The organism is Sulfurospirillum arcachonense DSM 9755 (genome assembly GCF_000597725.1).
Lineage (GTDB): Bacteria > Campylobacterota > Campylobacteria > Campylobacterales > Sulfurospirillaceae > Sulfurospirillum_A > Sulfurospirillum_A arcachonense.
The window spans coordinates 11,392-27,783 of sequence record NZ_JFBL01000019.1; the positions used below are offsets into that span (position 1 = coordinate 11,392).

At 29.5% G+C, this 16,392-nt stretch carries 13 protein-coding genes and 1 tRNA gene; 2 read left to right on the top strand and 12 right to left on the bottom strand.

Going from position 1 to position 16,392, the window contains the following annotated elements:
* Nucleotides 1-20 precede the first annotated feature (20 nt).
* The 11 genes from cysE to murA all read right to left on the bottom strand — a co-directional run bounded on the left by cysE (nt 21) and on the right by murA (nt 10,583).
* Nucleotides 21-764 carry a serine O-acetyltransferase gene (cysE, locus tag K354_RS0112415; RefSeq protein ID WP_024955817.1) on the bottom strand — a complete coding sequence of 248 codons (744 nt, stop codon included), beginning with the start codon at nt 762-764 and terminating at the stop codon, nt 21-23.
* Complete coding sequence (gene speA / locus K354_RS15170) at nt 761-2,590, bottom strand: biosynthetic arginine decarboxylase (protein ID WP_024955818.1); 1,830 nt, start codon at nt 2,588-2,590, stop codon at nt 761-763. Before speA ends, cysE begins: the two co-directional genes overlap by 4 nt.
* Nucleotides 2,591-3,799 carry a histidine--tRNA ligase gene (hisS, locus tag K354_RS15175; protein ID WP_024955819.1) on the bottom strand — a complete coding sequence of 403 codons (1,209 nt, stop codon included), beginning with the start codon at nt 3,797-3,799 and terminating at the stop codon, nt 2,591-2,593.
* Nucleotides 3,792-4,376 carry a dTMP kinase gene (tmk, locus tag K354_RS0112430; protein ID WP_024955820.1) on the bottom strand — a complete coding sequence of 195 codons (585 nt, stop codon included), beginning with the start codon at nt 4,374-4,376 and terminating at the stop codon, nt 3,792-3,794. The genes hisS and tmk overlap by 8 nt, the downstream gene beginning before the upstream one ends.
* Nucleotides 4,377-4,847: a pantetheine-phosphate adenylyltransferase gene (coaD, locus tag K354_RS0112435; RefSeq protein ID WP_024955821.1), complete on the bottom strand. Its 471-nt coding sequence runs from the start codon at nt 4,845-4,847 to the stop codon at nt 4,377-4,379.
* Entirely contained in the window at nt 4,844-5,368 is a 525-nt protein-coding gene (locus K354_RS0112440) for a UbiX family flavin prenyltransferase (protein ID WP_024955822.1), read from the bottom strand. The genes coaD and K354_RS0112440 overlap by 4 nt, the downstream gene beginning before the upstream one ends.
* A gap of 1 nt (nt 5,369) precedes the next feature.
* Nucleotides 5,370-6,209 carry a flagellar basal body P-ring formation chaperone FlgA gene (gene flgA, locus K354_RS14935; protein WP_024955823.1) on the bottom strand — a complete coding sequence of 280 codons (840 nt, stop codon included), beginning with the start codon at nt 6,207-6,209 and terminating at the stop codon, nt 5,370-5,372.
* 44 nt (nt 6,210-6,253) lie between these two features.
* Nucleotides 6,254-6,328: transfer RNA gene (locus tag K354_RS0112450), tRNA-Gly, on the bottom strand.
* Between the two features lie 87 nt (nt 6,329-6,415).
* Nucleotides 6,416-8,041, bottom strand: a complete 1,626-nt coding sequence (locus K354_RS0112455; protein WP_024955824.1) for a methyl-accepting chemotaxis protein — start codon at nt 8,039-8,041, stop codon at nt 6,416-6,418.
* 80 nt (nt 8,042-8,121) lie between these two features.
* Complete coding sequence (locus K354_RS0112460; protein ID WP_024955825.1) at nt 8,122-9,321, bottom strand: molybdopterin molybdotransferase MoeA; 1,200 nt, start codon at nt 9,319-9,321, stop codon at nt 8,122-8,124.
* Nucleotides 9,321-10,583, bottom strand: a complete 1,263-nt coding sequence (murA, locus tag K354_RS0112465) for a UDP-N-acetylglucosamine 1-carboxyvinyltransferase (protein ID WP_024955826.1) — start codon at nt 10,581-10,583, stop codon at nt 9,321-9,323. Before murA ends, K354_RS0112460 begins: the two co-directional genes overlap by 1 nt.
* Before the next feature lie 148 nt (nt 10,584-10,731).
* On the opposite strand from murA, the gene K354_RS0112470 reads away from it, so the two are divergent.
* On the top strand, nt 10,732-12,630 hold the full coding sequence (locus K354_RS0112470) for a PilZ domain-containing protein (protein WP_024955827.1): 1,899 nt from the start codon (nt 10,732-10,734) through the stop codon (nt 12,628-12,630).
* A gap of 50 nt (nt 12,631-12,680) precedes the next feature.
* On the opposite strand, the gene K354_RS0112475 is transcribed toward K354_RS0112470, so the two are convergent.
* Nucleotides 12,681-14,087 (bottom strand): DASS family sodium-coupled anion symporter, encoded by a 1,407-nt coding sequence (locus K354_RS0112475; RefSeq protein WP_024955828.1) that lies wholly within the window; start codon nt 14,085-14,087, stop codon nt 12,681-12,683.
* Nucleotides 14,088-14,208: 121 nt separating this feature from the next.
* Here K354_RS0112475 and K354_RS0112480 point away from each other — a divergent pair, with 121 nt between their 5' ends.
* Nucleotides 14,209-16,392, top strand: a complete 2,184-nt coding sequence (locus K354_RS0112480; RefSeq protein ID WP_024955829.1) for an ABC transporter substrate binding protein — start codon at nt 14,209-14,211, stop codon at nt 16,390-16,392.

Here is a 16,392-nt window from a genome sequence, read left to right on the forward strand (position 1 = left end):
ATCACCTTTTATTTGTGGTTTTAATCTTTTAAAGTTTTAAGATATAGCTCATAGATTTTTTCCAATTCTACATCTTTATCATGTATTTCTTTATTACATGTAGATTTTTCACAGCTGTCTTTATCACAGGTTCCCATAGCATCTTCAAGTACTTTCATACGCTTAAATATGTAAGCAAATAGTTCTTTGTTAATGTCAGGAATTTTATTATGAGACATTGGGTTTTTATCTCTGCCTTTTGTTATCACACGTGCAGGAATACCTACAGCTGTAGATTCATCAGGAACATTTTTTACAACTACTGAGTTGGAGCCAATTCTACAGTTATGTCCCACAGTTATATCTCCTAGTACTTTTGCACCAGCTCCTATAACAGCACCACTGAGTATAGTTGGATGTCTTTTTTCACCTTTGTTCAAATTAACTCCACCTAGAGTTACTCCTTGGTAAATTAAAACATCATCGCCAATTATTGCTGTTTCACCTATAACTAAACCAAAAGCATGATCAAAGAAAACACGTCTACCAACAGTTGCAGCTGGATGCAAGTCAATATTTGTTACAAACTGAGTAAATCCCATGATGATACGAGATAGAAGTTTAAAATTATGAGTATATAATTTATGAGCAAATCGATAATTAACTAAGGCCCAAACACCAGGGTAGTTAAACAGCAGTTCAAATTTTGAATTAAGTGCAGGGTCGTTTTTTATTGGTTGTGTAAAATCTTCTTTTATTATTTGCCAAAATGATGCATGGCTCATTGATACTCCTCATTTTTTAAATATCCATTATCTTTTAAAAGCATATTTATTTCCGCAAGTATATGCTTTTGCATATTATTATCAATTAAATTTGAATTTTCAATTTTTGATTTTAAGTTATTTTCAATCTCTTTGATATCATAATCTAAATCTTCAAAAATATCAGAAATACTTTGAGCTGCAGTGATATTTTCTATCTCATATCCCTCTTTATTTAACGTTACTGAGACTTCAGTAGGATGGGTAAATAGATTATGTTTCATACCAAGTACCTCTTGATAAGCACCAACTAGAAAAAATCCTAAAAAATAGTCGTCTTTACTTAAATCTACATCATGTAAAAATAGAGGTTTTTTAGGGTTAAAACTAATTTCTCCATCACTATCACAGGTAATATCCCAAATAGATGCTGATCTTGTTGCTTCTTCATCAAGTTTATCAAGTGGCATCATAGGAAAATGCTGCTCTAATCCCCAAAAGTCAGGAAGACTTTGAAAAATAGAAAAATTTACTAAATATCTCTCTTGAACACTCTCTTGAATAGATAATAACTCTTCATAATTTTTATCTTTGAGAAGTATAACAGCTTTTTTTATAATTAAATTGACCAATACCTCTGTATTTGATCTATCTTCTAAATCAATATATCCTAAATCAAAAAGAGTAAGAAGTGATTCCATATGGTCAATACTATCATGTAAAAATTCAAAAGCATTGTTTTTATTGATAGTGTTGTATAAATCATATAATTCTTGAATTAAAGGGGGATTCTTTTTTGGTATTAATTTTTCTGCTGTATATTCTCCAGAAAAAAGCTCTAATACAGGGGCAACTAATAAAGCATGATGTGCTGCAATATATCTTCCAGATTCTATATAAATATCTGGTTCAGTTACATTTTTTTTATGTGAAATTTCTTTTAAAAGATATACAACATCATTGGTATATTCGCTGAGTGTATAGTTTCTAAGAAGTTTGTCTTGATATTGGGAATACTCTATCGCTAAACCACCACCAAGATTAATAGAATTCAGATGAATTGCTCCTAACTTTTTAAGTTCAGCATATATATTACCAGCTTCTCTTAGTGCTTTTTTTACAGGAGGTATTTCAGTAATTTGTGAGCCTATATGAAAATGAATCATGGTAAAAGAATCTAAAAGATTGTTTTTTTCAAGTAATTTTACAGCTTTAATGAGTTCTGTTGAAGTCAAACCAAATTTAGAGTTTATTCCACCACTTTTAGCCCATACTCCAGCACCTGAACTATGTAATCTTACCCTTAGCCCAATATTTGGCATATACCCAAAACGTTTTTTTGATGTATGGATAATACTCTCTAATTCGTTTAGTCCTTCAATAGTAAGAGTTATATTGTAGCCCATTTCAGATGCGATGAAACCAAGGTCAATCATCTCATTATCTTTAAATCCATTTACTGTTATAGGTGCAGTAGGGTTGTTATAAGCCATAGCAAGGAGTAGTTCAGCTTTACTTCCTGCTTCAAGACCATAATTGTAATCAGTACCTAATTTTACTAAATTTTTTACAAAATTTGGAAATTGATTTACCTTAAGAGGATAAAGGGCGTTAAATTTGCCTTTATATTGAAACTCTTTCATAGCTCTGTTAAATTGGCTATATACAAAATCTATTTGTTTTTCTATAAGGTGAGGAAACCTCAGAAGCAAAGGACCTGTATGTCCTTGTTTTCGCACATCTTTAACTATATCGATGAGTGCAGGTTGGCTTAAAGCTTTAAGTTTTACTTTTCCATCATCAATGATATAATTATCATTTCCCCAAATATCAATACCATAATTCACTTATAGTTCATCCCATTTTAATATTTTTTCTTCTTTAGTCTCTAAATCTTTTAAAACTAAAGTTTGATTTTTGAGTTCATCATCACCAATACAAATAAAGAATTTAGCATTGGCTTTATCAGCAGCTTTTAAATGGGCCTTTATACTTTTAGCGCTGTAGAGTGTATGAACCGCATCTGTTTTTCTTTTTTTTACTACTAATTGAAATACTTGCTTAAGGGCATCTTCACTTAATGCACCTATATAATAGCCTTCTTTTTTCGTCTCAGGCATCACAACTAAATCAGCAAGTCTTTCAATACCCATAGCAAAACCAACACCAGCAGTGGGTCTTCCATCTAAAAATTCAACAAGTTTATCATAACGACCACCACCTGCTATTGCATTTTGTGCACCAATACCATCACTTATAAATTCAAATGCAGTTTTGTTATAATAATCAAGTCCACGAACGAGTTTTGTATCTACCTCATATGTAACATTAAAACCATCAAGTATGCTTTTTAACTCTTCAAAATCATCTTTACATGTAGAGCATAAATTATCCAATAACATTGGTGCATCTTTTAGCAAACTTTGACAATGTTCATTTTTACAATCTAACACTCTTATAGGATTTGTAAGTTTTCTTCTTTGACAATCTTCACATAATCCTTCAGTTTTATCTAAAAATTTTACTAAGTTATCTCTATATTGTGGCATACAATTAAAATCACCAAGAGAGTTTATTTGAAGTCTATAAGTAATCCCAAGAACATCAAACATCTCTTTTAGCATAAGAATGATCATAGCATCTTCTTTAACACTCTCTTGTCCAAAAGTTTCTGCTCCAAATTGGTGAAATTGTCTGAGTCTTCCTTTTTGAGGTCTTTCATATCTAAACATAGGGCCATGATAAAAGAAACGTTTTATTCCACCTGCTCTATCATATTTTTGAGTGATAAAAGCTCTAACTACACCAGCAGTTCCCTCTGGTCTCATACACACGTCATTTTGTCCTTTATCAATAAACTGATACATCTCTTTGCCCACTATGTCACTACTTTCACCAACACTTCTTTTAAAAAGTTGTGTCTCTTCAAGTATAGGAGTTTCAATAAAAGAAAATCCATAATTTTTTGCAATTTTTGTACAGTTTTCAACTACATAAGTATATTTTTCACTAAATTCTCCAACGGTATCTTTCATACCTCTAAGTGGGTTAACCATAAATAAAATCCTCTATTTGTTTATATATTTCTTCTATTGTATTTGATGAATCAATTTCAAGATAATTTACATGTAAAGCATTTAATGTAGATTTCATTAAATCTTGTACATGTAAGAGATATTTTATCCCTCTTTTTTCTATTGTATCTTTTTGTTTATTTCCAAGTCTAGATGTTATAAGTTCATAATTTGTTTGAAAAAGAACTACTTTATCTGGTAAATTTCCATTTAATGCAAATTTATTTAGATCTATTAAAAAATTAGAATCAAGTTCAGGATGATTTGCTAATGCATAAGAGATTCCAGAAATCATTCCTCTATCACTTATAATATAGTTATTTTCTAGTTTAGGCTGTACTATTTTTTCATAATGTTCTGCACGATCAGCCAAAAAAAGAAAAAGCTCCGCATTAAATCCAAGTTTTTCATCACTCTCTAAAAGTATCTCTCGAAGTTTTGTTCCTACTTGTGTTCCGCCTGGTTCTTTTGTTGTTACCACATTTTTATGTCTTTTGGCAAATAATTCTACTTGTGTACTTTTTCCTGTAGTATCAATACCTTCAAATAATATGTACATTTATTTTAATAAACCTTTTATCTCTTTTGGTACAAGATGACTAACATCACCATCGTGTCTTAAAATATCTCTTACTACGGTTGAGCTTATAAAAGCACTTTCTAAACTAGGCATAAGATATATAGTATCTATCTCTTTATCTAGAGAAGCATTTGCGTAACCAATTTGTAGCTCATACTCAAAATCACTCACAGCTCGAAGACCTCTGAGAATAGTTTTTGAACCATTATCTCTAGCACAATTTACTAAAAGACCTTCAAAAGAGATAACTTCTGCTTTTTTTATATCTTTGGTAGCTTCTTTTGCCATTTTAACTCTGTGTGCTAAATCAAACATAGGCTGTTTATTTTCTGAAGCAGCAATTGCCACAATGACTTTATCAAATATTGCTGATGCTCTTTTTATAATATCTAAGTGACCATTAGTTATGGGGTCAAAAGTACCTGGATATATAGTAACTCGTTTACTCATCCTTCCCACCTTTTAAAAAGTTTATGCTCAATTCCTAATAAATCAAACCATTTTCCTATATAAAAATTTTCCATCTCTTCAAGGGTTTTTATATCAGCATAATATGCACTAACAGGAGGAGCAATTTTTACTCCAAGCCTAGAGAGTTTTAACATATTTTCTAGTGCAATTGCAGAAAATGGCATCTCTCTTGGAGCAAGAAGAAGAGGTCTATTTTCTTTGAGCATCACTGAAGCAGTTCTTGTAAGTAAGTTATCTGCTATGCCACAGCTTATCTTTGCTAAGGTATTCATACTACATGGGATAATTACCATAGCATCACACTGAAATGAACCAGAAGCTGTGATAGCTCCTATGTCGTTATTTGATAAAAAAGTTTTATTTTCTTCTTTTTTTAGAACAACTTGTGAATTATTAGAAGGTATAATAAAAACTTCAATATTTTTTGGTAATTTTTCAATAAATTTTTGGCCAAGATTTACTCCGCTTGCCCCACTCACACCCACGATAATTCTTTTCATGTTATTCCAATATTATTGCTTTATATTTTGATATAAGTTTTGCTCTTAAGAGTTTACCATTATCTGTTTTTACTTTTAGTATATCACCTATATTTCCATCTTCTAAAACTGTAGCATGAGTAGCAATTACAAGCATACCATCTCTTATATAGGCTCTTATATCTGTTCCTCTTAAAATATCTTTTTTATATTCAAATTTATTCATTGTTAAAATAGAATTTGCGCTAATATAATTTTTTGTCATAAGGTTATTAGGAACTTTACATGTAATGATTTTTGAAGGTAATTTATCAATTTTGATAGTAATTTTTTCATAATCATTTCTGGATAGAATTTTATCGTTAAATAATTTATGTTTTGCTTTAAAAGCCTTTATATTTGCATCTATTGTAAATTTAAAATAGATATTTTTTTCCGAAGTTGGTGTTTTAAAAATAGCTCGGAAGGAGCCTTTTCGTTTTCTAAAATTATTGTTTTTTAAAGATATTGTTAATAATTTATATGATTTAAAGTCAAAAGGAAGTGGAGTAGTTGGTTTTATGTTTAATGAGTGAATATTTATGCAAGGATATTCATTTGCAAATTTATCTAAAATAGCTTCAATTATTTTGTCTTTTTTTCCTGCTAAATTACAAAATCTTTCAAATGTTATGATTCCATTACTTGAATCAATTACTTTATAATTTTTTTCAACAAATGGATTTTTTACATGTAAAGATGGAACACTATAAGATGCTCTTGATTTTGGAAGAGTGATGATTTTAAAGTTTTGATTTACACCAAAAAATTTCGCATCTAATTCTAAATTTTCATCAACACAATAATGAGGTAATAATGTCACTGATTTTGCAAAAACAGAAATTGTTAAAAAAAGAAAAAATAAGATGGAGCGGGAAACGAGGTTCGAACTCGCGACCCCGACCTTGGCAAGGTCGTGCTCTACCGCTGAGCTATTCCCGCAGCTAAAAAAGAAACAAAATTTTATCAAAAAAGAACCCCTATGTCAAATAAAGTTTATTCTAGCACATTTTAGGGCTTTTTTAAAGTTTATATTTTAAAAACATCTATTTCTTGTTTTAAATCAGATGTGGCATCTTGTAAAGATGTAGCCACTTGGGTAAGGTTGTCAGCAACATCTTTATTTTTATGAGTAAGTTTTGTAGCTTCTCCTACACTATTTGCTAAATCTTTAATTTTATTACTAATTAAAATACTTTTTTCACGACCAGTTTTTGTTATTTTTAAACTTTTTGCAGTTGATTCTCTCGTATTGGTTGCCATGGATGAAATTTCATTAGCATTAGAGTTTAATTCTAAAACTTGGTTACTATTCTCTTTTATATGTTCACTTACTTGTGAAACACTTTGTACGACAACTCCTATGGTAGCATCAATTTCAAGAAGTGACTTTTGAGTGCGTTCAGCTAGTTTTCTCACTTCTTCAGCAACAACGGCAAAGCCACGCCCATGTTCTCCTGCTCTAGCAGCTTCAATAGCCGCATTAAGTGCTAAAAGATTAGTTTGTTCAGAAATATCACTAATGATTTCTAAAACAGAACGAATTTGCATTGTTTGTTCTGATAAATCATGTACTTTTACGGATATATCTTGTTCATCTTGACTGATTTTGTTGATACTCGATACAATATTATCTAAAGTAGATATCATTTTTTCAAGCATCTCATAATCTTCTTGCATATAATTTGCTGATGTTTCTGCGATAATTTTTTGTTCATCTAGCTCTACGTTGATTTCTTCAGTATTTTGGTTGACTTTTTCTACAATACTATCTTGTTTGGAAGCTAATTCTCTAATTTGTTCTGATGAAGAATGAACACTTTGATTCACTTTTGAAGTGTGATCAACAGTTGTTTTTGCCTTAAGTAAAGCTTGTTGAATAGTATGCATTAAAGTATTGATATTGGAGCATATCTGACCCAATTCATCTTTGTTTTCAAAATATATAGGATTATTGAGTTCTAGATTATTTGAATTTTGCGATATATGCGCATCAATATGTTTAATACTTTTAACAATATATCTGCTTATCATCCATAAAACAATTACTGATGAGAATAAAATGATAAAAGAGATAATGATATTTAAAAGATAGTTTTGATTAAGAGTTTTTTGAATTTCTTGGTTAATTATTTTAATCCTTTTATCTGTAAATTGAGTCATATTTACAAATCTAGTAGAAATATAATGAGCTGGTTCTTCAACATCTATAGCAATATCACTGATGTCATCATGATTGTCTTTTACATATGCTTCATGGATTGGCTTAAACATAGGTTTTATATCTTTTGTGTATTTTGTATATGCTTCTTTTAAATTCTTTTTTAAATAGGGGTCATTAAAAAAATTACTCTGAAAAGCATTTTTAAAAAATCGATCTAAATCTTTTTGAAGTATATAAATCCTATCTCTAGCTTGACCTGTTGGAAGAAATTCACTAGTAACATGAATAAGGTCGTTTAAAATAGTGTCAAATTGTTCTTTTGCATGGTTGACTTCATTTGAAGGGATAACATTTTGATTGTATATTGTATCAAGTGCTTTACTGCCAGTTAAACTTGAACTTATACCAATTCCTGACAATAACATCAGACCAATTATAGAGGCAATTGAAATTCCAAGTAGCTTTGTTGAAATTTTTAGTTTTTTAAACATTATTACTCCTGCAAACTAATATAGAAAATTATATACAGTTTAAGATTATAAAAGGTTTAATTTAGTTTACCTTGTAAATTTTATTTAAAGTATACTACCTTTAATTGGGTATTTTCTTCTATAATACTATCATTTTCCTTTGAAATTAAAATGACATTACTATTTATGATTGGAGTAATCATTCCTGATGCATATTTATTGTTATTAAAAGCAACAAAATTACCATCCTTAAGATTCCCCAAAACAATATTGACACGACCTGGTTTAACACTAAATTTTTGGCTATTGTTAGCAAGTACTTTTTCATGTACAAAGTTTGTACAACCTTGTAATTTTTTTAAAGCTGGTATCAATAATAAAAAAGTATTTACATATGCTGCAAGTGGGTTACCTGGCATAGATGCGACTAACGTATCTCCCATTGTTCCCATCATAGTCGGTTTACCTGGTTTGATATTGATTCCGTGAAATGACTCTTTAAAACCATTTGATTTTAATGCCTCTTCAACAAAATCAGCTTCACCCATACTAATACCACCAGTTGTTACAATAGCATCATATCTTTTCATTTTAGAAAAATACTGAATACTCTCTTCTAAATTATCAGGTATAACTCCACAATAGTCTGCTTGAAATCCATGTTCATTTAATAAAGAGAGTAGGGCAGAAGAATTTACATTGTATATTTCATTTTCACTTGCTTTATCCCAAGGTTCTTTAAGTTCATCTCCTGTAGAAAAGATAGCTATACTAATTTTTTTATACACACCAATAGTAGTAATTCCTTGAGAAGCTAACATAGCTATTACACTAGAGTTTATTACATCACCTGTATTACAAAGTATATTCCCTTTGGCTTGTTCTTCACCTTTAAATCGAAAAGCACTTCCTTTTTTTGTTTTATTATCTAATGTCACTTCATTTTCATCATAATGAATACAGTTTTCAAAAGGAATTATTGTATCTACATCACTAGGGATTTTTGCTCCTGTCATTATTTTATAGCATTCATCGTTGTTTAAACAAGCAGAAATATTCATACCTGCATAGATAGTTTCTTTGATTTTAAGTGTTTTTCCTAAATCTTTATGTGAAAAAGCAAAACCATCCATTGCTGAATTATTAAATGAAGGCAAGTCCTTTTTACATGTAATAGGTTCTGCTAAAACTCGTCCAAGTGCATCAAAACATGAAATATACTCTTTGGGAGTCTCTTTTTCTATCAGATTTATTGATTTTTCTACCGCTTCATCAAAACTAACTGTAATAAATTCTTGCATTACTCTTCCAATCTTTCTATTTTAGCTCCAAGTGCTGAAAATTTTCCTTCTAAATTTTCATAACCACGATCTAGATGATATATTCTGTGTACTTTTGTTGTTCCTTCTGCTACAAAAGCAGCAAGGATAAGAGCTGAGCTGGCTCTTAAATCTGTAGCCATAACATCTGCAGCATTTAGTTCAGAGTTACCTCCAACTGTTGCACTATGTCCTTTTAATTTCACAGTTGCTCCCATACGGCAAAGTTCGCTAACATGCATAAATCTATTTTCAAATAATCTCTCATCTATAATACTTGTTCCATCTGCTTGGGTACAAAGAGCCATAAATTGAGCTTGCATATCTGTTGGAAAACCAGGGTATTCAGTAGTTTCAATATCAGCAGGTAGAATTTTACTAGCTGGAGATATTGTAATACTATTGTTTGTTGTTTCTATACCAAATCCCATTCGTTCTAATTTTAATGTAATAGCTTCCATATGTTTTGGAATTACATTAGTTATTGTAATTTTAGAATTTGTGATTGCTCCAGCACAAAGATATGTTCCAGCTTCAATCCTATCTGGAATTACAGTAAAGTCTTGAATATCCAAAAGATTTCCACCACTTCCAACAATAGTCAATTGTGATGTTCCAATACCATCTATTTTTACTCCTGCATTTTGAAGTACTTCACAAAGTTGCACGACTTCAGGTTCTTTTGCAACATTTACTAGTTTTGTAGTACCATGTGCTAAAGATGCAGCCATGAGAATGTTTTCGCTTCCTGTTACTGTTACTTTATCAAAAATAATAGTAGTCCCTTTAAGCCCATCAGGTGCTTTTGCAACAACATAGCCTTGTTCAAGTTCTATAATTGCTCCCATTTGCTCTAATGCTTTTAAATGTAAATCAATTGGTCGTTGACCAATTGCACAACCCCCAGGTAATGATACTTCACAATGTCCAAATCTAGCAAGTAGTGGACCAAGAGTAAGAATTGAGGCTCTCATTTTTCTCACTATGTCATAGTTGGCACAAGCTGATTTTACAGTAGTTGTATCTATTGTTACATGATTATTATCATAAGAAGAGGAAGCACCTAGGTTACCTAAAAGCTTTAGGAGTGTCTTTACATCAGCAACATTTGGAACATTGGATATATTGATTTTATTTTTTGATAAAAGTGTAGCAGCGAGAAGAGGTAAAGCAGCATTTTTAGCTCCAGATATTGAAACTGAGCCTTGTAATTTTTGTTTACCTTCAATTGATAAATAATGCATTAAAATATTTCCTTAAAATTATTATCACATTGTATATAAATTTTATTTAAATTTTGATGTTATATTTGAGTTTATCGATGAAGTAAGAAATATTTGTGTGTATTTTTGATATTATTTGTAAAATAAGTATATATAATGGTTGGTACACATGAATAATGAAGAATTAAAGATGTTACTCCGCAATGTTCATTTTGCACATTTATATGTTGATACTATAGTATTTAGTGGATTGGAAAAAAATAAAGATTATTTTTTAGAATATAAAAGTTTTAATTTAAATGATACTTCTTTAGATATTAAATCTAGTGATATAGTATTTATTGAGTTAAAAGAGTTAAATAAAGAGACTTTTAAACTTTTAAATAATATCGTAAAAACCAATGTTTCAAAAGAAATATATATTTTTTCTCCAAAAGAGGAAAATATTTTTTTATTAAAATTTGCACTTCATTTCTCTTTAAATAAAATAAATTCTATTAGTATTAAAGAAGAAGAAATTAATAAAATTTTATATGAAGCGGCTAGGAAGATTGAACGTAAAAAAGAAGATAAAATTCAACTAGAAGTGAGTAAAAAAGTAAATTCTTTCTTTTCTCTTTTAATTTTTAATAAAGACAGATTGATTTTTGCTAATGAAAAATCAAAAGAACTTTTTGATTCACAAGATTCGTCAGAAATAGAAAATTTAATTAAAAATCATGATGAAATTAATACTTTGCTAAGTAAAAATAAAAATGATAAAGCAGAAATTATCATTGAATATGATGATGGAGAAAAATGGAATTATGGATTTTTTCTTGATTTATTTTCTAATAATGATGATAAATTATTAACAATTATCCCGTTAAATAAAGTAAAAGAAACTGATGCTTTTATGGATACTATTAATAAATTTAAATTTATAGAGATTTTAAAAGATAAGTTGGCACAAAATAGTATAAGTAATAAGCCTATGGCTTTAGTTAACATAGATATAAAAAATTACGATAGGCTTAAAGAAGCTACAAGCAGTGCTATTGTGCATGAATTTATAAAAAAATTTATTAATAAATTGAGTTCTTATAAGGATTCTTCTCAAGATTTGGTTCAATGGAATGCACATTGTTTTATTTTTCTTATGGAAAAAAGTACGTTTGAGCAAGTTAAATTAAAACTTGATACTATTCATCAAAAACTTATTTACAATGAAATAGATAAAAATGTCCCTCCTATTATTACATCATCTGCTTTAAGTATTGAGAGATTAGATATTAACGATATTATCAATTGTATAGAACAAATAAATCATCATGCTTTTACATGTAGTGATTTTAATAGTGATGATTTTTTTGAGATAAATCATTTAAATAATTATCTAGATGAAGATGAACAGATAAAACATTATTTAGAAAGTTGTGTGAGTAATAAAACACCTTTAAAACTTTTAAATATATATAAAGGTCTTTGTTTAAATACAACGTCTAGTGTAATAAAAGTACAGGCTAATACATATTTTTTACGTTGTGAAAATTTGCAGGGCTATTCTATGAAGTTTGAAAATAAAACTATCATACAAGCACCAGATCTTCAAAAAGATATTCGGGCCGATGTAGTATATGTAAATTTAGAAGAATCCTATGTTGTTTTAGATAATTTAGTTTTTCTAGACAGTAGTGCAAATAATCGAGAACATACAAGAGTGCAACCACGTCTTAGAACACCAATTACTATAAAATATAAAAGATATTCATATCAAGGTGAAATTATAGATTTATCAACACAAGCAGTGGCTATAATGCTAAATCACTCTTTAAGTGATGAATTAGTATCAGAAAAAGTTGAAATACAATTTAAACTGCCTGATAGTTCAAATGAAAATGGGTTTGCATATATGGATGTTACTGGTGAAATTGTACATGTAGGTGAAATAGACATTACAAAAAGTAAAATTGTTGTTATGGTTGATCTTGAAAAACCTTATGACTCTTATCTTTTAAAATATATGTATGAGAGACAAAAAGAATTAATATTTGAGTTAAAAAAAGCTATAAAATTAATGTCTAAATAAAAGAATGAAGAAAGAGAGTTTTAAACTCTCTTTCTCATTAGAAGTAAATATTAAATGATAAAGAATCCAAGTAATACTAGAGCTCCTAGATAAATTGCTCCAAAGATAAATCCTAATTTCCACCATGTTGCTTGAGATATATATCCCGCACCATACCAGATAGGAGATGGTCCTGTTGCATATGGAGTTAAGATACCCATAAGACCAAGTGAACCTACAAGTAACATTGCAAGAGGTTGCATCATATCAGCTGGGATAAGGTTAGCTGCTACTCCTAAGAAAAGAGGAAGTAAAGCAACAGTATGAGCTGTTACACTTGCAAAGAAGTAATGGAATACAAAGAATAGAACTACAAGTAAAATAACGATTGTAACTGGTTCCATTCCTACTAGACCTTCTGAAATAAGTCCAGCTGCCCATTTAAGGAATCCAACTTTTTTAAGTCCTCCAGCCATAGCAACTAATGTTGCGAACCAGATAAATACGTTGAATGCACCTTTATTAGTGATAACATCTTCCCAAGAGATAACTTTAGTTAGTACTAAAAGACATAAAACAGCTAGTGCTGCAGTTGTACCATTAACACCAATTTGTTTACCAAAAATCCACATAACAAGAGCTAACATACCAAGACCTAGCATTAAAAGTTCTTTGCTAGTAATAGAACCCATTTTTCTAAGTTCTTCTGCTGCCCAAGCTGGAGCTTCAGGAGATGTTTTTTGTTCAGGTGGATAAACAATATAAGTTAATAATGGAACTGCTAAAAATAGAGGAATCATAATTATTGCTAAAGTTCCAAACCATTGTCCCCACTCAATTGCAATACCTGTACTTTTTTCTACTAAAGAAACAGCTAGTAAGTTAGGAGCAAGTGCTGTTAAGAACATTGAACTAGTTACACAAGTTGCTGCAATTGCTACCCATGAAATATATGCACCAAGTTTTCTTGGTTCATTTTCAGGAGTTGAGTTAAACATTTGTGGGATATTAATAGCGATAGGAAAAATTGTACCCGCACTTCTTGCTGTATTTGAAGGCATAAATGGTGATAAAACACCATCAGCAAGAGCAACAGCATAACCAAGACCTAGTGAAGTTTTACCTAGTAATTTCACAAGTAAAAGAGCTATTCTTTTACCTAGACCACTTTTTTTGTAACCTAATGCAAACATAAATGCTGCAAAAATTAACCAGATAACGCCATTTGAAAAACCACTAAGTGCCCAAGAACGACTTGCTTTTGCAGTTTCACCTACTAAACCAAACGTTGCTGAAAAGGCAACACCTGTTAAACCAATCAATGCTGCTGGAATTGGCTCTAAGATTAAAGCCACGATAACAGTTAGAAATACTGCAAAAAAGTATTGCGCATTTACATCCAAGCCCGCTGGTGTTGGTAAAAGAGCTACAACGATTCCTACCAATAATGGTATAATCATTTTAACTGTATTACTCATAATTGTCTCCTTTTGATATTTGAATTCCCGAAATTATAAAATGTCTTATGGGATTTTAATGAGACTTTTTTTTCGCTATTATTCTGATACAATATAGAATATTTTTTTAAAAAGAGTAATAATGAAGTTTATTTTTCTGATTTTGGCTTTTTTATCATGTCTTTTAGCCAATTCTCCAAAAGAAGTTTTACTTTTACACTCCTATAATAAAGGTTTAAAGTGGACAGATGGTATATCTAATGGTATAAAAAGTGTTTTGGATAAACATCCTGAATATGAAATTACTACAGAATACATGGATAGTAAAAGAATTGATACGAAGGAGTATTTTCAAGCACTTTTTACACTTTATCAAAAAAAGTTTACTCATAGAAATTATAAAGTTATTATAACAGCAGATAATTATGCTTTTAAATTTGCACTTGATCACCATAAAAAATTATTTAACAACATCCCTATTGTTTTTTGTGGCGTGGAAAATTTTGATAAAAAAGATGTACCTCTGTATCTACAGCGTTTTGTAACAGGAGTTATGGAGTATAAAGATATTATTAAAAATTTACGTCTCATTAAAGATATGATTCCTGATATAAAAACTTTATATATAATTTCTGATGATTCTTTTTCCTCTTTAGCTATAAAAAAACAGATATTAGATAGTTCAAAGGTTTTCAAAAAAGATTTTAATATTATTTATGACAATAGTATAGATTTAAATACAATACAAGATAAACTCAATGCTTTACCAGAACCAAGTGCAGTGTTATTTACAAGTTTATATAAAGACAAGTATGGAGAGTATATTCCTTATTATAAATTACGAGAATTATTTAATAAATCGAAATATCCTATGTTTGCAGTGAATAAAATACATTTAGGTCAAGGTATTATGGGTGGGGTTATGATTAATCCATATGAGCAAGGTACAAATGCTGCAGAAGAAGTTTTAGAGATTGTAGAAGAGGGCAGATCACCTTTACAAATTGATGTAAGAAAACCAATATCTAGTAAATATTTTGATCACATAGTTTTAAATAAATATGGTTTTAGTGAACAAGATATTCCATTTGGAGCGATTATGATTAATCAGCCAAAAGATTTTTTTGAGAAAAATCGTGATCTTATAGATAGTTTAGTTTTAATATTACCTTTGCTTCTTATTTTGATTATCTTTTTGATTATTAATATATACAAAAGAGTATCAGTAGAAATTGAGTTACTTGAACAAAATAAACTTGATAGTGTACTTTTAAATAATGTAGAAAGTGCAATATTTTGGATGAGTAAAGATAATATACTTTTAGGGTGTAATCAGACTTCATGGAGTATGCTAAATATTACAAAAGAGCAAATTTTAGGAAAACATATGCAAGATATTTTTCCTGAGCTTAATAAATTATTTTCTAAATATGATGAATCAGAAAATAAAATTGAAGCTACTTTAAAACATACTACTGAAGAACCTATAGATGTATTAATCAGAAGAAAACTTTATTTAAACAATAAAAATGAAGAAGCAGGAATTGTAACTATTATTAATGATATTACAGATATTAAAAAATTAGAAACTCAAAGAAAAAAAGATGAACAGTTTATGATACAACGTTCAAAGCTTTCTGAAATAGGTGAGATGATAACTTCTATAGCTCATCAGTGGAAAGCTCCTTTAGTGGAAATTTCAGCTATTGCTCAAGAGTTACAATATAAAAGAAAAAAAATAGAAATAACCCAAAGAGATGCTGATGAATTTGTAAATGATATTATGACACAAGTCACATATATGACAAATACAATAGATGATTTTAGAAGTTTTATTAAGCCTTCAACCCATAAAAGTGAATTTAGTGTTAATCAAGCTATTACTGATTTATTAAAAGTAATTGACCATAATATAAAATATAATTATATTGAAATGGAAATTGTTTATGAAAATGATCTAGAATACATTATGTATGGGTATCCAAATGAATTTAAACAATCAATTTTAAATATTATAAACAATGCTAAAGACAGTATTCTTTTAAAAAAACAAAAAGAAGATATTGTTGGCAAAATTTCTTTACATGTAAATAGTTCAGATGGTACAATATGTATTAGCATAAAAGATAATGGTATAGGAATAGCTGAAAAAGAATTAAATTCTATCTTTGAACCATTTATATCAAGTAAAGAAGATGGTGATGGATTTGGACTTTATATGGTCAAGCTTATTGTTGAAGATAAAATGGGTGGACATATAGAAGCGATTCCATGTGATGATGGTGCAGAAATATTAATTTGTGTTAAGGGGATAACAAGTGGGTAA

Coding starts and splice junctions, on each gene's coding strand:
- cysE (WP_024955817.1), bottom strand. CDS start 764: ATGAGCCATGCATCATTTTGGCAAATAATAAAAGAAGATTTTACACAA.
- hisS (WP_024955819.1), bottom strand. CDS start 3,799: ATGGTTAACCCACTTAGAGGTATGAAAGATACCGTTGGAGAATTTAGT.
- tmk (WP_024955820.1), bottom strand. CDS start 4,376: ATGTACATATTATTTGAAGGTATTGATACTACAGGAAAAAGTACACAA.
- coaD (WP_024955821.1), bottom strand. CDS start 4,847: ATGAGTAAACGAGTTACTATATATCCAGGTACTTTTGACCCCATAACT.
- K354_RS0112440 (WP_024955822.1), bottom strand. CDS start 5,368: ATGAAAAGAATTATCGTGGGTGTGAGTGGGGCAAGCGGAGTAAATCTT.
- K354_RS0112455 (WP_024955824.1), bottom strand. CDS start 8,041: ATGTTTAAAAAACTAAAAATTTCAACAAAGCTACTTGGAATTTCAATT.
- K354_RS0112460 (WP_024955825.1), bottom strand. CDS start 9,321: ATGCAAGAATTTATTACAGTTAGTTTTGATGAAGCGGTAGAAAAATCA.
- murA (WP_024955826.1), bottom strand. CDS start 10,583: ATGCATTATTTATCAATTGAAGGTAAACAAAAATTACAAGGCTCAGTT.
- K354_RS0112470 (WP_024955827.1), top strand. CDS start 10,732: ATGAATAATGAAGAATTAAAGATGTTACTCCGCAATGTTCATTTTGCA.
- K354_RS0112475 (WP_024955828.1), bottom strand. CDS start 14,087: ATGAGTAATACAGTTAAAATGATTATACCATTATTGGTAGGAATCGTT.
- K354_RS0112480 (WP_024955829.1), top strand. CDS start 14,209: ATGAAGTTTATTTTTCTGATTTTGGCTTTTTTATCATGTCTTTTAGCC.